General features: G+C 55.9%; 15 protein-coding genes. 7 read left to right on the top strand and 8 right to left on the bottom strand.

Annotated features, from left to right (window positions below):
- Window positions 1–120: 120 nt before the first annotated feature.
- Window positions 121–702, bottom strand: a complete 582-nt coding sequence (locus QVF11_RS25800; RefSeq protein WP_287860405.1) for a flavin reductase family protein — start codon at window positions 700–702, stop codon at window positions 121–123.
- A 336-nt stretch (window positions 703–1,038) separates the two neighbouring features.
- Between QVF11_RS25800 and QVF11_RS25795 the strand changes: the two genes are divergently transcribed.
- From QVF11_RS25795 to nhoA, 4 genes are all read left to right on the top strand, one after another.
- Window positions 1,039–1,743 (top strand): ABC transporter ATP-binding protein, encoded by a 705-nt coding sequence (locus tag QVF11_RS25795; RefSeq protein WP_167492874.1) that lies wholly within the window; start codon window positions 1,039–1,041, stop codon window positions 1,741–1,743.
- Window positions 1,740–2,708, top strand: a complete 969-nt coding sequence (locus QVF11_RS25790) for an ABC transporter substrate-binding protein (protein ID WP_287860404.1) — start codon at window positions 1,740–1,742, stop codon at window positions 2,706–2,708. The genes QVF11_RS25795 and QVF11_RS25790 overlap by 4 nt, the downstream gene beginning before the upstream one ends.
- A 187-nt stretch (window positions 2,709–2,895) precedes the next feature.
- Window positions 2,896–4,551, top strand: coding sequence for an ABC transporter permease (locus QVF11_RS25785; protein ID WP_287860403.1), 1,656 nt, complete (start codon window positions 2,896–2,898; stop codon window positions 4,549–4,551).
- Between the two features lie 76 nt (window positions 4,552–4,627).
- The gene (gene nhoA, locus QVF11_RS25780; RefSeq protein ID WP_287860402.1) at window positions 4,628–5,473 is read left to right on the top strand and encodes an N-hydroxyarylamine O-acetyltransferase; all 846 of its coding nucleotides are present in this window, start codon (window positions 4,628–4,630) and stop codon (window positions 5,471–5,473) included.
- Window positions 5,474–5,655: 182 nt separating this feature from the next.
- On the opposite strand, the gene narI is transcribed toward nhoA, so the two are convergent.
- The 6 genes from narI to QVF11_RS25750 all read right to left on the bottom strand — a co-directional run bounded on the left by narI (window position 5,656) and on the right by QVF11_RS25750 (window position 14,599).
- Window positions 5,656–6,336: a respiratory nitrate reductase subunit gamma gene (narI, locus tag QVF11_RS25775; protein WP_112214235.1), complete on the bottom strand. Its 681-nt coding sequence runs from the start codon at window positions 6,334–6,336 to the stop codon at window positions 5,656–5,658.
- A complete protein-coding gene (narW, locus tag QVF11_RS25770) occupies window positions 6,333–7,028 on the bottom strand; it encodes a nitrate reductase molybdenum cofactor assembly chaperone (protein WP_287860401.1) in 696 nt (231 codons plus the stop codon). Before narW ends, narI begins: the two co-directional genes overlap by 4 nt.
- Window positions 7,028–8,572: a nitrate reductase subunit beta gene (gene narH, locus QVF11_RS25765; RefSeq protein ID WP_142513847.1), complete on the bottom strand. Its 1,545-nt coding sequence runs from the start codon at window positions 8,570–8,572 to the stop codon at window positions 7,028–7,030. Before narH ends, narW begins: the two co-directional genes overlap by 1 nt.
- A complete protein-coding gene (locus QVF11_RS25760; protein ID WP_287860400.1) occupies window positions 8,569–12,309 on the bottom strand; it encodes a nitrate reductase subunit alpha in 3,741 nt (1,246 codons plus the stop codon). Before QVF11_RS25760 ends, narH begins: the two co-directional genes overlap by 4 nt.
- 137 nt (window positions 12,310–12,446) lie before the next feature.
- On the bottom strand, window positions 12,447–13,835 hold the full coding sequence (locus tag QVF11_RS25755) for a NarK family nitrate/nitrite MFS transporter (protein WP_287860399.1): 1,389 nt from the start codon (window positions 13,833–13,835) through the stop codon (window positions 12,447–12,449).
- A 188-nt stretch (window positions 13,836–14,023) separates the two neighbouring features.
- Window positions 14,024–14,599, bottom strand: a complete 576-nt coding sequence (locus tag QVF11_RS25750) for a TetR family transcriptional regulator (RefSeq protein ID WP_142513845.1) — start codon at window positions 14,597–14,599, stop codon at window positions 14,024–14,026.
- 120 nt (window positions 14,600–14,719) lie between these two features.
- Between QVF11_RS25750 and QVF11_RS25745 the strand changes: the two genes are divergently transcribed.
- Together QVF11_RS25745 and QVF11_RS25740 are read left to right on the top strand one after the other, a co-directional pair.
- Entirely contained in the window at window positions 14,720–16,210 is a 1,491-nt protein-coding gene (locus tag QVF11_RS25745) for an MFS transporter (protein WP_287860398.1), read from the top strand.
- 164 nt (window positions 16,211–16,374) lie between these two features.
- Window positions 16,375–17,667, top strand: coding sequence for a lysozyme inhibitor LprI family protein (locus tag QVF11_RS25740; protein WP_287860397.1), 1,293 nt, complete (start codon window positions 16,375–16,377; stop codon window positions 17,665–17,667).
- A 48-nt stretch (window positions 17,668–17,715) separates the two neighbouring features.
- Here the strand turns inward: QVF11_RS25740 and yddG are convergent, their stop codons facing one another.
- Window positions 17,716–18,594 (bottom strand): aromatic amino acid DMT transporter YddG, encoded by an 879-nt coding sequence (gene yddG, locus QVF11_RS25735; protein WP_112214229.1) that lies wholly within the window; start codon window positions 18,592–18,594, stop codon window positions 17,716–17,718.
- Window positions 18,595–18,820: 226 nt separating this feature from the next.
- Here yddG and fdnG point away from each other — a divergent pair, with 226 nt between their 5' ends.
- On the top strand, window positions 18,821–21,868 hold the full coding sequence (gene fdnG / locus QVF11_RS25730; RefSeq protein WP_287860396.1) for a formate dehydrogenase-N subunit alpha: 3,048 nt from the start codon (window positions 18,821–18,823) through the stop codon (window positions 21,866–21,868).
- The last annotated feature ends 4 nt before the right edge of the window (window positions 21,869–21,872 follow it).

Raw genomic sequence — 21,872 nt, 5'->3', positions numbered from 1 at the left:
GGGCAAGGCGCTTGCGCCGCCCCCGGGAAGAAGACCGCAGGGTGTTGCCGAATTAACCCGGAGGTGATGCTGCGCATCTGTCCGGGCTAACGATCTCAACAATCTGCGGGTCGGCAAGGTTTACTCTTCCGGGGTATTAGCCTGTACGTGGCGACCGCTGGCGACAAAATTGCCAGTGCCGAGATGATGTAGGGTATTGATCTTATCGTCGTCGAACTGCCAGCGACCGGTGACGAACGCGCGCTCATCGGCAGCCGCGGAAACCACCTCGCCAAACAGGGTATCGTACTGCTCCTGGGCTGCGGTTGGCGGCAGCAGGCGGCACTCCATCCACGCCAGACATTTCTCTTCGATCAGCGGTAATCCCAGCTCCGGGCCTTGCACTACCGGAATGCCGTAAGCGTTAAATTTATCCTCATCGCGCCCGCTGATGCTACCGACTGCGTAGGTCCAGCTTGCGGCCTCCACGCCGGGGACGACGATGCCGAAGGTACCGTTGCGCTCAATAATTTCCCGCGTCCAGGCGCTTTTATCCACCACGATAGCCAGCCTCGGTGGTGCGAACTCCACCGGCATCGACCACGCGGCGGCCATGACGTTACGGCGTTGAGACTGGGTGTCATAGCTGGTTATCAGAATGGTCGGGCCATGATTAAGCAGGCGACTGGCGTACTGGAGTTCCACGTGGCGAAAACGGCTCATATGCGTTCCTTGGTAAATGGGTCTGATGCCAGATCACACGTTAATCCGCAATGAAAATGTAATCAATACGTCATACAGGCTCCCTATAGTCGGCGGCACGATACCCTAAATAATTCGAGTTGCAGGCAGGCGGCAAGTGAGCGAATCCCCTGGAGCTTACTTTGGTAAGTGACTGGGGTGAACGAATGCGGCCAACGCACATGCAACTTGAAGAATGACGGGTAAAAGTCCCAAAGAGGATAACAATATGGTAGCTCCCCTGAATTTATCTCAGGTGAGCGCGGCCCGGCGGATGTTGACCGCGGGTAGAGCATCGCTTTCCCAATGGGGAGGGCGATAATGCGCGCGCTTACCAGCATTAAACTCGACGGCGTTTCCTTCGCCTTCGGTGCCAACACCGTTCTTAATCAGATCAGTCTGCATATCGATGCGGGCAGCATCGTTGCGCTGCTGGGGCCTTCTGGCTGCGGCAAAAGTACGCTGCTGCGCCTGCTGGCAGGATTAACAGTTCCCGCCAGCGGCAACATTCACTTCGGCGATCGGCTGGTGGCGAAAACCGGCTGGGGAATGCCCCCGGAGCAGCGCGATCTTGGCATGGTCTTCCAGGATTACGCTCTGTGGCCGCATATGACGGCTGCGCAGAACGTAGCTTTTCCGCTGCGTATGCGCGGTGTAGCGCGCCGCGAACGGCAAAAGCGGGTTATGGAGGCACTGGCGCTGGTTGGTCTCAACGGCTTCGCCGAGCGTAAACCGTCGGGGCTTTCCGGCGGCCAGCAGCAGCGCGTCGCCCTGGCCCGCGCTATCGTCGCTGAACCCCGCGTGCTGCTGTTCGACGAACCGCTCTCCAATCTCGACAGCGAACTGCGCGAGTCGTTGTGCGTCGAAATGAGCCGCCTGCTGCGCCAGTTAGGCATCACCGCCGTCTACGTCACCCATGACCGTCGCGAAGCAGAACTGCTGGCTGACAAGATTGTTCATTTATCTGCGGGCAGCATTGCCGCCGTCCGCGCCGTTACTTCATCCTCAGGGGAATCTGCATGAAAACCGTTATGACCGTTAAGAAAGGAGTTGCGCTCGCGATTATGTTGTCCGCTACCATGATATCCAGCGCCCACGCGCTGACCGTATACACCGCCGGTCCGGGCTCTCTGGCGAAAAGTCTCGCCAGCGGCTATGAGAAGAAAACCGGGGTTAAGGTGAATATTTTCCAGGCCACCACCGGCAAGGTGATGGCGCGTCTGGAAGCCGAACAGGCGAATCCACAGGCTGACGTGCTGATCTCCGCATCCTGGGACACGGCGGAGGATTTGCATAACCGTGGCTGGCTACTGCCGTATCAGAGCGCTAATGCCGATAAGGTTCCGGCGAATCTGAAATCCGCTGATTACGTCGCTCAGGGCATTTCAGCGCTGGGGATCGTCTGGAACACCAAAAGCGGCACCCCGGAGCCGAAAGAGTGGCGCGATCTGACCGAAGCCGCGTTCAAAGATAAAGTCACCACGCCGGACCCGGCGCTCTCCGGCGCATCGCTGGATTTGCTGATCGGGTTACAGAATGGCATGGGCGATAAAGCCTGGTCGCTGTTTGACGACCTGAAGAAGAACGGCATGGTGGTCAGCGGGCCAAATGCCCAGGCGGTAACGCCTGTTATGCAGGGGGCGAAAGCCGCGGTGTTCGGCGCGGTGGATTATGTCTCTTACGGCAATATTCATCAGGGCGAATCGCTGAAGGTGATTTTCCCGGCCAGCGGTACGGTTATCGCGCCGCGTCCAATGATGATCCTCAAAACCAGCCAGCATGCTGACGATGCCAAAGCCTTTGTTGACTATGTCCTGTCGCCGGAAGGTCAGACGCTGGTCGCCGATGCCTGGCTGATGCCCGCCCGTAGCGATGTTCAGGCGAAACGTCCGTTGCTCAATGAGCTGAAAATTCTGCCGACCACCAGCGATGGCAACAGTGAACGTAGCGCGGTCCTCTCACGTTTTAATTCGCTTTTTGCGCAATAAACCGATTTCCCCGGGTGGCGAAAGCGTGCTCGGGCAAAAAGTAGCCTGGTCAGCGTAGCGCCACCGGGAAGATGCAACGCTGAGGCATCAGGCCCGGTGCATCTCCCGGAGGCGGCGCTGGCGCGCCTGTCCGGGCTACCGGATCGCAGACGGCTGTGAAGTTGTGGATTGTTTCCAGGAAAATACCGTGAAACAGAAACTTATTTCGACGGGAACGCTAACGGCGCTGCTGGTGCTGGTGGCGTTGCCGCTCTTCTTTATTGTGCTTCAAGCTATTTTTCCCCAGTTTAGCGCCGGTTCGCTGGACGGCGCGTTTAGCGGCGTATCGACGCTGATTGCCGACCCGCAGCTGACGACGATGCTTGGCGGCACCCTGTGGGTAGCCTGCGGCGTGGCGCTGATGAGCGTGATTATCGGTCTGCCGCTGGGCGTGCTGCGCGGATTGTTTAATTTACCGTTACCCCGCCTGTGGGATTTATTGTTTCTGATCCCCTTTCTTACGCCGCCCTATATCGCTGCGCTGTCATGGATGCTGGTGCTGCAAAGCAACGGCTATCTGCAACAACTGACCGGCTGGGATCTGAACGATCTGCTGTTCAGCCGCAGCGGGATCGTGCTGGTGATGACCCTCAACATCTTTCCGGTGGTCTATTTTGCGGTCTCGCGCAGCCTGCTGGCGAGCGGTCAGCGGCTGGCGATAGTGGCGCGGGTGCACGGGGCCAGCGCCTGGCGGGCGTTCTGGCATATCACGTTGCCGATGCTTTCTCCGGCGCTGGCGGCGGGGATGCTGCTGGCGTTTACCCTCGCCATTGAAGAGTACGGCGTTCCGGCGGCCCTCGGTTCGCGGGCAGGGCTGGTGATGCTCACCGTCGGGATAGAGAAAAAGCTCGCCGACTGGCCTATCGACCTGCCGGGTGCGTCGCTGCTGTCATTGCTGCTGATTGCGGTAGCGCTGCTGGCCTGGTGGCTGCAAAAGCGGCTGATTGGCGATAAGGAAGTGACCAGCGTCACCGGCAAGCCGGGAGAGAACAGCGGGGCGGATTTGGGCTGGATGACGCTTCCGGCGGTGCTGTTTATGGCGGGTATCGGCGGACTGGCGGTGTTATTACCGGGGGCGTCGATGGTGCTAACCAGCCTGATGGGGACGCTGTCAGGCGGCATTCATGCTGACAATTTTACCTTCAGGCATTTCGATGCGCTGTTTGCCCAGCAGGGCGATGCGCTGTCGGCGCTGGGGACCAGCCTTTCGCTGGCGCTGGCTTCGGCATTGATCGTCGGCCTCGTCGGCATGCTGGCCGCCTGGCTGGTATTGGTGCAGAAAATCAAGGGGAGTGCGATTGTTGATGCGTTATCGCTGATGCCAGCAGCGCTGCCGGGCGTGGTGGTCGGCGTTGGGCTGATTCTGCTGTGGAATCAACCGTTCTGGCCGGTTTCTCCCTATAACACCTGGTTTATGCTACTGCTTTCTTATTGTTGTTTGCTGCTGCCGTGGCCGGTGCGCTATGTCGGCAGCGCGCTACGCCAACTCGGAAATAACCTTGAACCGGCGGCGCGGGTGCATGGTGCTACGCCATTGCAGGCGCTGCGTTTGATTGTTCTGCCGCTGGTGTTTCCGGCGCTGCTGGCGGCGATGCTGATGGTGTTTGCCGTTGCCTCCCGTGAACTGGTGACCTCGCTGCTGCTGGCTCCTGCAGGGACGCAAACCGTAGCGGTGTTTATCTGGCGTCAGTTTGAGCAGGGCTCGGTAGGACAGGGGATGGCAATGGCTTCCCTGACGCTATTTACTGGCCTGGCTTTAATGCTCAGCGCATTGGCGTTGATGCAGCGGGGCACGCGCGAATAAAGGCGATCGCACAAAATAGCTGGTCAGGCAGAAAAAACAGGCTATAAATGTCGGACACCGATTGCTGGAGGCATTGATGAGTCCATTTTTAAGCGCCTATTTTTCTCGTCTGGGCTGGACGGGAACCCCTGAAGTATCGATTAACACCTTGCGCGAACTGCATATCCACCATAACGGCGCGATCCCGTTTGAGAACCTCGATGTGCTGTTGCCCCGGGAGATGCACCTCGACGATCGGACGCTGGAAGATAAGCTGATTCATGGTCGCCGAGGCGGTTACTGCTTTGAACAAAATGGTCTGTTGGAGAGAGCGCTGCGCGAGATGGGCTTTAACGTGCGCAGCCTTCTCGGGCGCGTGGTGCTTGCCAATCCGCCGCATATGCCGCCGCGCACTCATCGGTTGCTGCTGGTGGAGGTGGAAGGCGAACGCTGGATTGCCGATGTCGGCTTCGGCGGTCAGACCCTGACCGCGCCGATTAAGCTGCTGGCGGATGTTGAACAAACCACCCCGCACGGTGAGTATCGCTTGATTTATGAAGGGGATGAATGGGTGCTGCAGTTCAGTCATCACGGTCACTGGCAGTCGATGTACCATTTTGATTTGGGTCGCCAGTACGCTTCTGACTATGTGATGGGCAATTTCTGGTCGGCGCACTGGCCGCAGTCGCACTTTCGTCATCATCTGCTGATGTGTCGCCATTTACCGGACGGCGGCAAAATGACGTTAACCAATTTCCACTTTACCCATTGGGATAAAAACCATGTGGTCGAAAAGCTGGACTTACCGGACGTTCCGGCGCTGTACGAAGCGTTGCAAACACGTTTCGGCCTCGGCGTTGACGATGCGAAATATGGCTTTAGCGAAGCGGAGCTGGCGGCGGTAATGGCGGCGTTTGATACGCATCCGGAGGCGGGGAAATAATCAGCGTACAGGAGCAGTATGCTGGATAAGGAATTCGCAGCGATCTCAGGGAAAAGCCCCCGGCGGCGCTGCGCTTTGTCGGGCTACAGGTTCACCGCCGTCAGCGGCTCGGTAGCCCGGACAGATGCGTAGCACCGCCTCCGGGAGAGGTATCCGCGCCTGGGATGGTTGGTTTTATTTGCTCAACGCCGTGAACGTACCACCTGATAGCGGCGGGTGAAATACTCCACCGGCGCGCTCCAGACGTGTACCAGACGAGTGAACGGGAACAGCAGGAAGATGGTCATCCCCAGCACCAGATGAACGCGATAAATCCACGCCACGCCGTCAAGATGCGCCGATGCGCCGCCGTGGAAAGTCACCACCGCCTGCGCCCAGTCCACCAGTTTTAGCATCTCGCTGCCGTCCGGGTGCTGCGCGGAGAACGGAATCGTTGTCAGGCCGAGCGCGCACTGAATCAGCAGAATGCTCAGAATCAGAATATCCGCCGTGGTGGAGGTCGCGCGAATGCGCGGGTTGGTCAGACGACGCACCAGCAGGCCGATGCCGCCGACCAATGTCAGCACACCGCAAACCCCGCCCAGAATCATCGCCATTAGCTGCTTTTGCGACATTGGCAGGAACCAGGAATAGACCCAGTGGGGCGTCAACATGCCGAAGAAATGGCCGAAGAAGATCCCGAGAATGCCGATATGGAACAGGTTCGACCAAAGCACCATCCCGCGCTTATCCAGCATCTGGCTTGACGAGGCGCGCCAGGTGTACTGACCGTAGTCGTAGCGCAGCCAGCTGCCGATGAGAAACACCGTGCCGCAGAGATAGGGGTAAATATCGTAAAAGAAGACGTTAAGGTACTGTATCATTTCGGGCCTCCGGCACGGACGTCGACATACTGTGGTGCCACGTCCTGGCTAAAGCGTCGTTGATAAGACTGCATTGGGGAGCTGTCGCAGGCGGTGGCGTTATCTTCGATAAACTTCACCTGTTCCTCCTCCCACACCGCATCCAGCGCCTGGCGGGTATCGTCGCGTTTTTCCCCCGATACCTGTTTAGTGACACTGTCACTGTTTAGTTTGCTATCGGCGATCGACAGCAACGTATCAAACAGCTGATAGTATTCGCACTCCCTTTGCTTTAGCCGCCCGCCGAGCAGGGCCAGAATCGGCGCGACGTTCTGTAACCCTTCGCGGGCTTCGTTCTCCGGTAAGATGCTCAGGTACTCCAGATAGAGCGGCAGGTGGTCCGGCAGTTCGCGGCTGTTTAGCTGCAAACCGGCCTGTTCATACTGGCCCATTAAATCAACCATCGCCTGACCGCGATCGCGGGATTCGGCGTGGACGTGTTCGAACAGCAGCAGCGAAGTAGCACGCCCGCGCTCGAATACCTCACACCATTCGGCCTGTCGGTCGAGCAGCTTCGCCGCCAGCAGCGGTTCGACGAAAGGCAGCAGCGCCGGAGCATCGGCGTTAACCAGCGCCAGCGCCTCCTCACGGTTCTCCCACAGCACCTCGTCCGGATACTCCAGCAGCAGGCCGATGACTTTGAGGATCTGCATTATTCTCCCTCCCCGTGTTTGCGCACGCCACCGATGTCAATGGCGTCGATGCGTCGACTGTTGAAGAGGTTGAACTTGGTATCTGACCCGTGGCAGCCATCGCCGAAGGTGAAGCCGCAGCCGTTTTTCTCCGGGAAAGCGTCTTCCGCCATTTCGCGGTGGCTGGTTGGGATCACAAAGCGGTCTTCGTAGTTGGCAATCGCCAGATAGCGGTACATGTCCTCCACCTGTTCCACGCTTAGGCCGACTTCTTCGATGGCGCGGGTATCGGTGACGCCTTCCACTGTCTGGGAGCGTTTGTAGTGGCGCATCGCCATCATGCGTTTCAGGGCACGCAGCACCGGGCCGGTATCGCCCGCACTGAGCAGGTTGGCAAGGTATTGCACCGGAATGCGCAGGCTTTCCACCGCCGGGAGAATATTGCCGTTGCTCGGCAGGCCGCCCGCATCGGCCACCGACTGAATCGGTGACAGCGGCGGGACGTACCAGACCATCGGCAGGGTGCGGTATTCCGGATGCAGCGGCAGGGCCAGCTTCCAGTCCATCGCCAGCTTGTAGACCGGGGATTTCTGCGCTGCGTCAATCACGTTATGCGGAATACCTTGTTTCAACGCCTCTTCGATCACCGCCGGGTCGTGCGGATCGAGAAACACGTCGCACTGGCGTTCGTAGAGATCGGTTTCATGTTCGGTGCTGGCTGCTTCTTCGATGCGGTCCGCGTCATACAGCAGCACCCCGAGGTAGCGGATGCGCCCGACGCAGGTTTCGGAGCAGACCGTCGGTTGTCCGGATTCGATACGCGGGTAGCAGAAGATGCATTTCTCCGACTTGCCGCTCTTCCAGTTAAAGTAGATTTTTTTGTACGGACAGCCGCTGATGCACAGTCGCCAGCCGCGGCATTTGTCCTGGTCGATCAGTACGATACCGTCTTCTTCACGCTTGTAGATGGCGCCGCTCGGGCAGGTGGCGACACAGCTTGGGTTGAGACAGTGTTCGCACAGGCGCGGCAGATACATCATGAAGGTGTTTTCGAACTGACCGTACATCTCCTTTTGCATTGCGGTAAAGTTCTGGTCGTGGGCACGCTTTTCAAACTCGCCTCCGAGCAGCTCTTCCCAGTTCGGGCCCCATTCAATCTTGTTCATACGCTGGCCACTGATCAGCGAACGCGGGCGGGCGGTGGGCAGATGTTTACCTTCAGCCGCATTGTGCAGATGTTGATAGTCGTAGGTGAACGGTTCGTAATAGTCGTCAATGCCCGGAATCAGCGGGTTGGCAAAGATTTTAGACAGTACGCCGACACGGTTACCGAGGCGCGGAGTGAGCTTGCCGGTAATGCTGCGAACCCAGCCGCCTTGCCACGCCTCCTGATCTTCCCAGTTTTTCGGATAGCCGATGCCTGGCTTGGTTTCCACGTTGTTAAACCATGCGTATTCCATCCCTTCACGGCTGCTCCAGACGTTTTTACAGGTGACCGAGCAGGTGTGGCAACCAATGCATTTGTCGAGATTAAGCACCATGCCGACCTGTGAGCGTATTTTCATTTTTTCGCCTCCTGAACCTGATCGCGACCTTCGTCATCCAGCCAGTCAATATTTTTCATTTTGCGGATCATGATGAACTCATCGCGGTTTGAGCCGACGGTGCCGTAGTAGTTAAAACCGTAGGCCAGTTGGGCATAGCCGCCGATCATATGCGTCGGTTTCGGACACACGCGGGTGACCGAGTTATGGATCCCGCCGCGCCGACCGGTGACTTCCGAACCTGGAATATTCATCAGGCGTTCCTGTGCGTGGTACATCATGGTCATGCCCGGCGGTACGCGCTGGCTGACCACCGCGCGAGCGGTGAGCGCGCCGTTGGCGTTAAAGGCTTCAATCCAGTCGTTATCCTCAATGCCCAGCTCTTTGGCGTCGGTTTCGCTAATCCATACAATCGGCCCGCCGCGCGACAGGGTCAGCATCAGCAGGTTTTCACTGTAGGTGGAGTGGATGCCCCATTTCTGGTGCGGCGTCAGGAAGTTAAGCGCTTTTTCCGGGAATCCGTTAGGGGGGATCTCCTTCATGTGGCTGACGCTGCGGGTGTCAATCGGCGGACGATATGCCACCAGGCTTTCACCAAAGGCGCGCATCCAGGGGTGATCCTGATACAGCTGTTGGCGACCGGACAGCGTACGCCAGGGGATCAGTTCGTGGACGTTGGTGTAGCTGGCGTTATATGAAACATGCTCGCTCTCGAGGCCTGACCAGGTCGGGCTGGAGATAATCTTGCGCGGCTGGGCCTGAATATCGCGAAAGCGGATTTTCTCATCCTCTTTATTCAGCGCCAGATGCATATGTTCACGTCCGGTAAATTCGCCGAGCGCCTGCCAGGCTTTTACCGCCACCTGACCGTTGGTTTCCGGGGCGAGGGCGAGGATCACTTCCGAGGCGTCAATGGCGCTATCAATGCGCGGACGGCCTTTCGCCGGGCCATCAAGCTTGACGTAGTTAAGCTTGCCGAGGAAATCGACCTCGCTCTGGGTGTTCCACGAAATACCTTTGCCGCCGTTGCCCAGCTTGTCGAGCAGCGGGCCGAGAGAGGTGAAACGCTCGTAAGTGGCTGGATAGTCACGTTCAACGACGGCAATCGACGGGGCGGTTTTACCGGGGATTAAATCGCATTCGCCCTTGCGCCAGTCGAGTACGTCAAAGGGTTGCGACAGCTCCGCCGGGGAATCATGCTGTAGCGGTACCAGCACCACATCGGTCTCTTTGTCGAGATGACCAACGCAGACTTCCGAGAAGGTTTTGGCGATATCCTTATAGATTTCCCAGTCGCTTTTCGCCTCCCACGCCGGGTCGACGGCGGCGGAGAGCGGGTGGATAAACGGATGCATATCCGAGGTGTTCATATCGTCTTTTTCGTACCAGGTGGCGGTCGGCAGGACGATATCGGAGAACAGGCAGGTGCTGGACATGCGGAAATCAAGGGTCACCAGCAGGTCGAGCTTGCCCTCGATAGCGGCGGTTTGCCACTCCACCTCTTCGGGCTTCACGTCATCGGTCGCGCCCAGCTCATCGCCCTGAATCCCGCTGTCGGTACCCAGCAGATATTTGAGCATATACTCGTGGCCCTTGCCGGAAGAACCCAGCAGGTTAGAGCGCCAGATAAACAGGTTGCGCGGGTGGTTCTTGCCGTTATCCGGCTGCTCGCAGGCAAAGCGAATATCGCCGGACTTTAGCGCCTGAGCGGTAAAGTCGGCTGGGGAAAGACCTGCAGCGGCGGCCTGCTGTTTGATGGTGAGCGGGTTGATGCCCAGCTGCGGCGCAGAGGGTAGCCAGCCCATGCGCTCGGCGCGGACGTTGAAGTCGATTAAATGACCGCTAAATTTGCTGGCGTCCGCCAGCGGCGATAACAATTCCTGGGCGGTCAGCTTTTCATAGCGCCACTGGCAGGCGTGATTGTAGAAATAGGAGGTGCTGTTCATCTGGCGCGGCGGGCGGTTCCAGTCGAGGGCGAACGCCAGCGGCAACCAGCCGGTTTGCGGGCGTAGCTTCTCCTGACCGACGTAGTGCGACCAGCCGCCGCCGCTCTGACCGACGCAGCCGCAGAACACCAGCATATTGATCATCCCGCGGTAGTTCATATCCATGTGATACCAGTGGTTGACACCAGCTCCGAGGATAATCATCGAGCGACCGTGGGTTTTATGCGCGGTATCGGCAAACTCGCGGGCGATCTGCTCGATATGCTGACGCGGTACGCCGGTGATCTGCTCGGCCCACGCCGGGGTATAGGCTTTCACCTCGCCGAAATCTTGCGCCGCGTTGGCGTCCTCTAAACCGCGATCGAGCCCGTAGTTGGCGAGGATCAGGTCATACACGCTCACTACCAGACCGGTGTCGCCATTGGCCAGCGGCAGCTGTTTGACCGGGAGCTGATGAATCGTCACGGGATCTTGTTTGACGCTACGAAAGTGCGGATTTTCGTTGCCGCCGAAGTAGGGGAAACCAACCGAAACGACGCTATCGCGGCTGTCCAGTAGCGACAACGTTAATTCGGTCTCTTGCCCGGCAGCCCGCTGCTCAAGGTTCCATTTGCCTTTTTCACCCCAGCGGAAGCCAATTGAACCGTTAGGCGCGACCAGCTCGCCTGCGCTGTTATACGCCACGGTTTTCCATTCCGGATTGTTGCTTTCGCCCAGCCCGTCAACCAGATCGGAAGCCCGTACCATACGCCCCGGCACGTAGCTACCATCTTCGCGCGGGTCGAGCATCACCAGCATCGGCATATCGGTATAGGTGCGACAATAGTTGAGGAAGTAATCGCTGGGGTTATCAAGATGAAACGCTTTAAGGATCACGTGACCCATCGCCATTGCCAGCGCGCTATCGGTTCCCTGTTTCGGGGCCAGCCACTGATCGCAAAGCTTGGCGACTTCCGAATAGTCCGGGGTAATGGCGATGGTTTTCGTGCCTTTGTAGCGCACCTCGGTAAAGAAATGGGCATCAGGGGTGCGGGTCTGCGGGACGTTGGAGCCCCAGGCGATAATGTAGCTGGAGTTGTACCAGTCGGCGGATTCGGGGACGTCGGTCTGCTCGCCCCAGGTCATCGGCGATGCGGGGGGAAGGTCGCAGTACCAGTCGTAGAAGCTCAGGCAGGTGCCGCCAAGCAGCGACAAGTAACGGGTACCGGCGGCGTAAGAGACCATCGACATCGCCGGGATCGGCGAGAAGCCAGCGACGCGGTCCGGGCCGTAGTTTTTAATCGTCCAGACGTTGGCGGCGGCAATCAGCTGGTTCAGTTCTTTCCAGCTGGAGCGGATAAAACCCCCTTTACCGCGCACCTGTTTGTAGCTGAGGGTTTTGACCGGGTCCTGCATGATGCTGTCCCAGGCCATCACCGGATCCGGATGCTGAGCCAGCGCCTCGCGCCATAGCTCGATCAGCCGCTTGCGCGCCAGCGGATACTTCAGGCGGTTAGCGCTGTAAAGATACCAGGAGTAGCTTGCGCCGCGCGGACAGCCTCGGGGTTCGTGATTGGGCAGGTCAGGGCGGGTGCGCGGGTAGTCGGTTTGTTGGGTTTCCCAGGTGACCAGCCCGTTCTTAACGTAAATCTTCCAACTGCATGAGCCCGTACAGTTCACACCGTGCGTTGAGCGGACAATCTTGTCGAACTGCCAGCGCTGACGGTAGCTATCTTCCCAGTCGCGGTTGGTGTTGTACACCTGACCGTGACCGTTGGCAAAGGTCTCGCCTTTCTGCTTAAAGTAGCGAAAGCGATCCAGTAGTTTACTCATGACATTTCTCCTGCTTCGATAATGTACGGCATCGTGCCATTGCCGGATGGCGATGCTTGCGCATCTTATCCGGCCTACAAGACCGTTCGATCCCGTAGGCCGGATAAGGCGTTAGCCGCCATCCGGCAAATTTCTCGTTATCTTTTTGCTGGTGTGCGTCGGCCATAGACCAACCACGTCACCAGCACACACACGACGTAGAAGACAAAGAACACTTTCATGGCCCCGACCGGAGATCCGGTCATTGCCAGCGACGTACCGAAGGCTTTTGGGATAAAGAAGCCACCAATCGCACCGATGGCGGAGATAAATCCGAGCGCCGCTGCGGTATCGGTCACCGCTTCGTGCTGGGCTTGTTCGTCACTACCGCCACGCTTTTTCACGCTCTCGATGGTGATTTGACGGAAGATCACGGCGATCATCTGGAAGGTGGAGCCGCTGCCGAGACCGGCGGTCAGAAACAACCCCATAAACACCACGTAAAAGGCGAGGAAGCTGCCGGAACCGGAGCCAGGTAGGGTGAGGAACAGCAGGCCGGTAAATAGCGCCATCAGGATAAAGTTGATCAGGGTAACCCGGACGCCACCGAGACGGTCGGAGATAATGCCGCCAAAGGAACGGGCCAGCGCGCCGATAAACGGTCCGAAGAAGGCCAGCTTGAGGATGTTAACCTCCGGAAACTGCGTTTTTGCCAGCATGGCAAAACCAGCGGAAAAGCCGATAAAGGAGCCAAAAGTCGCGAGGTAGAGCAGGCTCAGCAGCCACATATGCGGTCGCTTCAGAACGGGCAACTGATCGCGAATGGATGCCTTTGAGCTGGCGATATCGTTCATGCCTACCCAGGCGGCAATGGTGGCGATAACCAGCAGCGGTACCCAGATGATGGCGGCGTTGCTCAGCGCCAGCGTGGAACCATCCTCCTGAGGAACCCCGTGAACGCCGAGGAACGCGAATATCGGCAGGAAGATCACCGCCGGAGCAATCATTTGCATCACGCTGACGCCGAGGTTGCCGAGCCCGCCGTTCACCCCCAGCGCGCTGCCCTGCTTGGCTTTGGGAAAGAAAAAGCTGATATTTCCCATGCTGGAAGCAAAGTTAGCGCCAGCAAAACCGCACAGCAGGGCAATTGTGATAAATACCCAAAATGGAGTAGCGGTATTTTGAATAGCAATTCCCAGCCAGATGCAGGGCACCACCAGAATAATCGTGCTTAATACCGTCCAGTAGCGCCCGCCAAATATAGGTACCATAAAGGAGTAGGGGACGCGTAATATTGCGCCAGATAGTGAAGGCAGGGCGGTTAATAAAAAGAGTTGGTCGGTGGTGAAATTAAATCCGACTTTATTGAGATTGACCGCGACGGCACTAAATAACATCCAGACGCAAAAGGCGAGTAGCAGACAGGCCACGGAAATGCAAAGATTCCTCCGCGCTATTTTCTTTCCCTTATTTTCCCAGAATGCCGCGTTTTCTGGCTTCCACTCTTTTAAAAGGTAATGATTCTTCTTCTCATTTTCTGTCGACATATTGCCCTCGAATGAACAGTATTCAGTGAAAAGAATAAATAAGTAAAAACAGTAAATTAAGAAAATACTGTATGCAGAGGTGGTTTTTTTATCCGTTGTAATGATTGAAGAATAGATAAGAAAAGCGCGTCATAAGAAGACGCGCGAATAATAGGGGGCGATTATTTGTTACAGAATGTAACGTTGAATTAAAATAACTCCATCGATATATAATAGTTTATATAACGATTGAAGGTGGCATCATCAATTTCCTGCATCCCCAATGCGTAAATACCATCGAGACCGCAGACCAGGGCGATCAGCCGCCAGGCGATACTTTCCGCGTTGTCCTTGGGCTGAAACTCACCCGCCTCGATTCCGCCGTGGATAATCTTCAGCGTCTCTTCATGCCACATGCTCATGGTTAAAAGGTATGCGCCTTTGATATCGCTGTCGCTGTCGGCTAGCAGTTGTGCTTCGCGCCATAAGCGAATATAGGGCTCAAGCCTGCCGTCATCGCTCCCGATCATTGAAAAAAGGCGCTCGCGCCAGCTGGCATCATTGCTGACCAGCGGCATATCGAGCATTTCTCGGATCAGGCGCACAAAGGTATGGGCTTTTAACTCGCCAGTGGAAGTGAAGTGGTGATGCAACTGCCCGGCAGCTACGCCAGCCTCAGCCGCTATCTGGCGAACGGTCATCGCGCCCAGTCCGCCTCTTAGCGCCACGCGCATGGCTGCCAGCACAATGACTTCCCGACGCGCATCGCGATTTAAATAGCTCATAACGTTCCGTGCCCCCTGATTTTTTGGCGATAGTAACAAAAAATTGGACACTCGTTCAACATTACGGCAGGATCGCCATCCTGGACAAATGTCCAATTTTCAACATTGAGGAAAAGTAGCATGTCTCGGCAATGGTTGACGCTGATGGCGATTTTGTTGGTTTATATTCCGGTGGCGATTGACGCCACGGTACTGCATGTGGCTGCGCCGACGCTAAGCGTGGCGCTGGGAACCAGCGGCAATGAGCTGCTGTGGATTATTGATATCTATTCGCTGGTGATGGCCGGTATGGTGCTGCCGATGGGCGCTCTGGGCGACAAAATCGGCTTCAAACGGCTGCTGCTGCTCGGTAGCGGTATTTTTGGTGTGGCATCGCTGGCGGCGGCGTTTTCACCTACGGCAGCGACGCTAATTGCTTCCCGCGCGCTGTTAGCGGTAGGAGCCGCGATGATCGTCCCGGCAACGCTTGCCGGGATCCGTAGCACTTTCTCGGAAGCCCGTCATCGTAACATGGCGCTTGGCCTGTGGGCGGCGGTCGGCTCCGGTGGTGCGGCATTTGGCCCGCTGGTCGGCGGCATACTGCTGGAGCATTTCTATTGGGGCTCGGTATTCCTGATCAACGTACCGATCGTGCTGGTGGTGATGGCAATTAATGCCAAAGTGGTCCCACGCCAGCCTGCGCGTCGTGAACAGCCGCTCAATTTATTCCAGGCGTTGATCCTTATTGCCGCCATACTGATGCTGGTATTTAGCGCCAAAACAGCGCTGAAAGGGCAAATGGCGCTGTGGATAACCGGACTGGTGGCGATTGCTGGCGCGGCGATGCTGACCTGGTTTGTGCGTAAACAGCTCTCAGCGGCACGCCCGATGGTCGATATGCGTCTGTTTACCCACCGCATTATTTTAAGTGGTGTGATGATGGCGATGACGGCGCTGATTACCCTGGTCGGCTTCGAGCTGCTGATGGCGCAGGAGTTACAGTTTGTGCATAACAAAACGCCTTTTGAGGCCGGGTTATTTATGCTGCCAGTTATGGTGGCGAGCGGGTTTAGCGGGCCGATTGCCGGGATGCTGGTGTCACGATTAGGGCTGCGCGAGGTGGCGACCGGCGGCATGTTGCTGAGCGCCCTGAGCTTCCTCGGCCTGTCGATGACCGATTTCAGCACTCAGCAATGGCAGGCCTGGGGGCTGATGACGCTGCTGGGCTTCAGCGTCGCCAGCGCGCTGCTCGCGTCCAGTTCAGCAATTATGGCCGCCGCGCCGAAAGAGAAAGCCGCAGCGGCAGGAGCCATTGAAACTATGGCCTACGAGCTGGGCGCAGGCCTGGGGATTGCGCTATTTGGCCTGATCCTGACTCGTAGCTACACGTCGTCAATTATTCTGCCGACGGGCATGGACGGTGCGGCGGCAGAGCAGGCGTCATCATCGATTAGCGAGGCGATTAAGCTGGCGCAGTCGATGCCCGCCATTCCGGCGCAGAGTCTGATTGAGGCGGCGAAGACGGCGTTTATCAGCTCGCACAGCATCGTACTGGCGACGGCCGGCGTCCTACTTTTACTGCTGACGGCAGGTATCTGGCGCAGCCTGGCGAAAGCGCCGGAATTGAATTAATTCCTTTTGCCGGAGCTATTCTCCGGCTTTTATTTATACCGCGTTTTTCTGATTTTTCTTTGTGGATGGGTTTTACACTGTCGTTTGCTATCGTAATGTGTTAGCTAATATTGGGGATCGCAGGATACACAAAAACAACATAGATATACGAAAGGAACTCTATAATGAAATTGATGGGTATTACCAATAACTCAAGAAAAATACTCTGTGGATTCGGGATATTTATAACATCGTTACCGGTATGTGCCGCAGGGTTTGATTGTTCAATAAAAAATCTTAACGCAACAGAATTAGCCATATGTAATGATTCTTATCTTTCCGGTATCGATAACGCTTTAAATAAATTTTTTAGTTCAGCTCTGGAGAATAGCGTTAATCATGGCACTTTATACAAGCAACAACGTCAATGGGTGAAAGAGCGAAATCAATGCGCAGACGATATTGATTGTATAAAGCAGATATATGTTGAAAGGAACAAAGCATTAACTGCTGTTTTACCTTATCAGAGCATTGATGAAGTTTTTGACCGCGATGGCGATTCTCTTGATCCGCCGATGGCAAAAGATTTAACCAATAAATATGGCTTTACGCTGACAGAGGACCGCTGGCGAGTTAAGTTAATTGTTCCTGACTATGTTATCTCCTCATCAAAATACGGCATAAACAGCCCTGAATGGCAAGTGTTGACGCACAGAGTGATAAACGGAGATCTTGTTCTCTTTTTTCTGGTTTCAGGTTGGGTAGAAGATGTATGGGTAAACTATATCGTCCGCGTGAGTGATGCTCAGGGTGCGGAGACGGTAGCCCGATATTCATTTTCGCATGCTGATGATTTTACCGTTGAATACCGACCAGAAAGCACGGATGATATTATCTGGTCCGTTTTCCAGCGCCCCGACCCGGAATCCGGGGAAGGTACAGACTATACCGTCGATACCTATAAGATGGATATTGCAACTAATAGCGTTGAACAGGTAAAACGCGCCACGCAGAGCGCTTCCAGCGTTCAAAAAGAAGCCTGGATTGGCTACTGTGAAACACAAGAATGTACCAGCACAGTGGTCTCTCCAGATGGGAAATGGCGTTTGGCTTCGCGAGACGGCTACAAAGGTGAAAAAGATGAAGGTATGTTCTATTTCCCAGCCGATAAACCTGACCAGGGAATTAACGTATTTTTAGCCCAGGGTGATACCTCAGTAAATAATGATTATGGCTATATGCGTAATTATGTTTGGGGGGATGACTCATCATTTTATTTTGATAACGAGGGGGCATATGCCTGCATCTGGAAAACAGATATAAAAAACAAGACTACCCAACGTATATTGCCGATCGAAGAAATGAGCAAGCCTTATTATCTGAAATACAATGATGAAGATATTGTCATCGCGTCATATAGCTATTATCAAAAAAAAGAAGAAAAACGATACTACGAAATTTACATGGCTAAAAAATAGTATGTAATGACTCGCGGCAAACAGTGTTTGCCACGAGTCAATAAGAGGTTAGCGCCGGGTCGCCTGCCAGCAGAGCAGGGAGCCGATGCACACCATCCCGGCTCCCTGCCAGAATGACCACGACAGCGCGGCGCTGAGCAACATCGCTGCCAGCGCCGAAGAGAGTACCGGGGTAAAGTAGGAGGCGGCGGCCAACAGGCTAACGTTGCCATGCAGGATCCCAACGTTCCACGCCGCGTATCCTAATCCTAGCGCGACTGACAGGGTGACTAACTTGATGATGACCGGCCAGCTAAAGATCATCGGCGGCTGCTCGCTGAACAGGAATTTCAGCCACAGGGTCAGGGCGGTGAGCAGGACAAACAGGGTAATGCCGTTTTTGCCTTTTGCGTATTTGGCGGTGACCGTGCAGTAGGCCGCCCAGATAAACGCACCGACAAAGGCCAGAATATAGCTCAGCGGACTGGAGACTACGTTGCTGATTATTTCATCGATATTCAGACCGTGCTCACCGCCTAATACCCAGCTAACGCCAAATAAAGCCAGCAATAACCCCGGGATCACCAGCCAGCTGCTTTTTTGTCCGTTGAACAGAATGGCAAATAGGATGGTCAGGCTGGGCCACAGGTAATTAACCATTCCCACTTCAATCGCCTGCTGGCGGGTTCCGGCTAATCCTACCGACAGCGCCAGGCAAATTTCATAGCTGACGAACAGTAGGCTGCCCGCCAGTAAGTAGGGGCGGGGGATTTGGCGTATTTGCGGGAAGCCGACAGTAAAGATCAGCAAAATGCCGCTCAGGCTGTAGATCATCGCCGCACCGCCCACCGGCCCAAGCCCTTCACTAACGCCGCGTATCAACCCGACCATCGTACTCCAGAGAATGATGGCGGCGAATCCAATCAGCGTAGCTCTCTTCTTCTCCATATTTAACCTGATGTTGATTCAAACGCAGTCGGCTTTTATAACACTTTTTATTGCTTCTTTGTGGATATTTTCCGTAACGCTTAATACTAATGGAGTAACGAAATTCGACGTCGCTGACTATTAAGGGGGCGTGCGTTTTGGACATTGATTTGACGCAAATAAAACAGGGGCTTTGCTGTTAGTTTTCCCTTCCGCGATGAATAAACATCCCGCATGGAGGGGAATAATGGACGTCAGCCGCAGAAAGTTTTTTAAAATCTGCGCAGGCGGTATGGCTGGAACAACAGTCGCTGCTTTGGGTTTTGCGCCCAAGATGGCTCTGGCTCAGGCGCGCAACTATAAATTGCTGCGTGCGAAAGAGATCCGCAACACCTGCACATACTGCTCCGTCGGCTGCGGGCTATTAATGTATAGCCTGGGCGACGGCGCGAAAAACGCGAAAGAAGCGATTTACCATATTGAAGGGGACTCCGATCACCCGGTGAGCCGCGGTGCGCTATGCCCGAAAGGCGCGGGTCTGCTGGACTACGTCCATAGTGAAAACCGTCTGCGCTATCCGCAATACCGCGCGCCGGGTTCAGATAAATGGCAGCGCATCTCCTGGGATGAGGCATTTACCCGCATCGCCAAGCTGATGAAAGCCGACCGTGACGCCAACTTTATTGAGAAAAACGATCAGGGCGTTACGGTTAACCGTTGGCTTTCCACCGGCATGCTGTGCGCATCCGCAGCGAGCAATGAGACCGGCATGTTGACGCAGAAGTTTGTGCGATCTCTCGGCATGCTGGCGGTAGACAACCAGGCGCGCGTCTGACACGGACCAACGGTAGCAAGTCTTGCTCCAACATTTGGTCGCGGTGCGATGACCAACCACTGGGTTGATATCAAAAACGCTAACGTCGTGGTGGTAATGGGCGGTAACGCCGCTGAAGCCCATCCGGTGGGATTCCGCTGGGCGATGGAAGCGAAAAACAACAACGATGCGACGCTTATCGTCGTTGACCCGCGCTTTACGCGCACGGCGTCGGTGGCTGATATCTATGCGCCGATTCGCTCTGGTACCGACATTACTTTCCTGTCGGGCGTTCTGCTGTACCTGATTCAAAATAACAAAATCAATACGGAGTACGTTAAACACTACACCAACGCTAACCTGCTGATTCGCGAAGATTTCGGTTTCGAGGATGGCCTGTTCAGCGGCTACGATGCTGAAAAACGTCAGTACGATAAATCGTCGTGGAACTATCAGTTCGACGAAAACGGCTACGCCATGCGCGATGAAACCCTGCAACATCCGCGCTGCGTGTGGAACTTGCTGAAACAGCACGTTTCCCGTTATACGCCGGAGGTGGTGGAGAACATCTGCGGCACGCCGAAAGCCGATTTCCTCAAAGTGTGCGAAGTGCTGGCCTCAACCAGCGCAGCGGATAGAACCACCACCTTCCTGTACGCGCTGGGCTGGACGCAGCATACCGTTGGGGCGCAGAACATTCGCACCATGGCGATGATCCAGCTGCTGCTTGGCAATATGGGCATGGCGGGCGGCGGCGTGAACGCGCTGCGTGGCCACTCCAATATCCAGGGATTAACCGATTTAGGTCTGCTCTCGACCAGTCTGACCGGTTATCTGACGCTGCCATCTGAAAAACAGACGAGCCTGCAAAGCTATCTGGCGGCGAATACGCCAAAAGCGACGCTTGCCGATCAGGTGAACTACTGGAGCAACTATCCGAAGTTCTTTGTCAGCCTGATGAAATCCTTCTATGGCGATGCGGCGCAGAGGGAGAACGACTGGGGTTTTAACTGGCTACCGAAGTGGGACCAGGCCTACGACGTTATCAAGTATTTCAATATGATGGATAACGGTAAAGTCACCGGCTATATCTGCCAGGGCTTCAACCCGGTGGCCTCATTCCCGGACAAAAACAAAGTTGTCCGTAGCCTGAGCAAACTGAAGTACATGGTGGTTATTGACCCATTAGTCACCGAGACATCGACCTTCTGGCAAAACCACGGCGAATCTAACGATGTCGACCCGGCGGCGATTCAGACCGAAGTATTCCGTCTGCCGTCCACCTGCTTTGCCGAAGAAGATGGCTCGATCGCCAACTCCGGGCGCTGGTTGCAGTGGCACTGGAAGGGGCAGGATGCGCCGGGCGAAGCACGTAACGACGGCGAAATTCTGGCCGGTATTTATCATCGTCTGCGTGAGATGTATCGCACTGAAGGCGGCAAAGGCGTCGAGCCGCTGATGAAGATGGGCTGGAACTATAAACAGCCGGATCATCCGGAGTCGGAAGAGATCGCCAAAGAGAACAACGGCTATGCACTGGAAGATCTATACGACGCCAACGGTGTACTGCTGGCGAAGAAGGGTCAACTGCTGAACAGCTTTGCGCTGCTGCGTGATGACGGTAGCACCGCCTCGTCTTGCTGGATCTACACCGGGAGCTGGACCGAGCAGGGCAACCAGATGGCCAACCGCGATAACGCTGATCCGTCTGGGCTTGGCAATACGCTGGGCTGGGCATGGGCGTGGCCGCTCAACCGCCGCGTGCTGTATAACCGCGCCTCGGCAGATATCAACGGTAAACCGTGGGATGCGAAACGGATGCTGATCCAGTGGAACGGCAGCAAATGGGTCGGGAATGATATTCCGGACTTCAATACCGCGCCGCCGGGCAGTAAAACCGGGCCGTTTATCATGCAGCAGGAAGGTCTTGGCCGCCTGTTTGCGCTGGATAAGCTAGCTGAAGGACCGTTCCCGGAGCACTACGAGCCGATGGAAACGCCGCTGGGTACCAACCCGCTGCATCCGAACGTCATCTCCAGTCCGGTGGTGCGCTTGTATGAAGAAGATGCCCTGCGTTTAGGTCAGAAGGACAAGTTCCCGTACGTCGGTACCACTTATCGCCTGACCGAGCATTTCCACACCTGGACCAAACATGCGCTGCTCAACTCCATTGCGCAGCCGGAACAGTTTGTCGAAATCAGCGAAGGCCTGGCGAGCGCGAAGGGGATTGCCAACGGCGATCGGGTGACGGTCAGCAGCAAGCGCGGCTTTATTCGCGCCGTGGCGGTGGTGACCCGCCGTCTGCAAACGCTCAACGTTAATGGTCAGCAGGTGGAAACCGTCGGGATCCCGCTGCACTGGGGTTTTGAAGGCGTGGCCCGCAAAGGTTACATCGCCAATACCCTGACGCCGAACGTGGGTGATTCCAACTCGCAAACGCCGGAGTACAAGGCGTTTCTGGTCAACATCGAGAAAGCGTAAGGAG

Source organism: Klebsiella sp. (genome assembly GCF_027492335.1).
Lineage (GTDB): Bacteria > Pseudomonadota > Gammaproteobacteria > Enterobacterales > Enterobacteriaceae > Klebsiella > Klebsiella huaxiensis.
The sequence above is the reverse complement of the archived record's forward strand: the minus strand, read 5'-3'. Positions and strand labels throughout refer to the sequence as shown.

Excerpts from the sequence above, each read along its gene's own strand:
- QVF11_RS25800 (WP_287860405.1), bottom strand. The coding sequence starts at position 702 with ATGAGCCGTTTTCGCCACGTGGAACTCCAGTACGCCAGTCGCCTGCTT.
- QVF11_RS25790 (WP_287860404.1), top strand. The coding sequence starts at position 1,740 with ATGAAAACCGTTATGACCGTTAAGAAAGGAGTTGCGCTCGCGATTATG.
- nhoA (WP_287860402.1), top strand. The coding sequence starts at position 4,628 with ATGAGTCCATTTTTAAGCGCCTATTTTTCTCGTCTGGGCTGGACGGGA.
- narI (WP_112214235.1), bottom strand. The coding sequence starts at position 6,336 with ATGATACAGTACCTTAACGTCTTCTTTTACGATATTTACCCCTATCTC.
- narW (WP_287860401.1), bottom strand. The coding sequence starts at position 7,028 with ATGCAGATCCTCAAAGTCATCGGCCTGCTGCTGGAGTATCCGGACGAG.
- narH (WP_142513847.1), bottom strand. The coding sequence starts at position 8,572 with ATGAAAATACGCTCACAGGTCGGCATGGTGCTTAATCTCGACAAATGC.
- QVF11_RS25760 (WP_287860400.1), bottom strand. The coding sequence starts at position 12,309 with ATGAGTAAACTACTGGATCGCTTTCGCTACTTTAAGCAGAAAGGCGAG.
- QVF11_RS25755 (WP_287860399.1), bottom strand. The coding sequence starts at position 13,835 with ATGTCGACAGAAAATGAGAAGAAGAATCATTACCTTTTAAAAGAGTGG.
- QVF11_RS25750 (WP_142513845.1), bottom strand. The coding sequence starts at position 14,599 with ATGAGCTATTTAAATCGCGATGCGCGTCGGGAAGTCATTGTGCTGGCA.
- QVF11_RS25745 (WP_287860398.1), top strand. The coding sequence starts at position 14,720 with ATGTCTCGGCAATGGTTGACGCTGATGGCGATTTTGTTGGTTTATATT.
- QVF11_RS25740 (WP_287860397.1), top strand. The coding sequence starts at position 16,375 with ATGAAATTGATGGGTATTACCAATAACTCAAGAAAAATACTCTGTGGA.
- yddG (WP_112214229.1), bottom strand. The coding sequence starts at position 18,594 with ATGGAGAAGAAGAGAGCTACGCTGATTGGATTCGCCGCCATCATTCTC.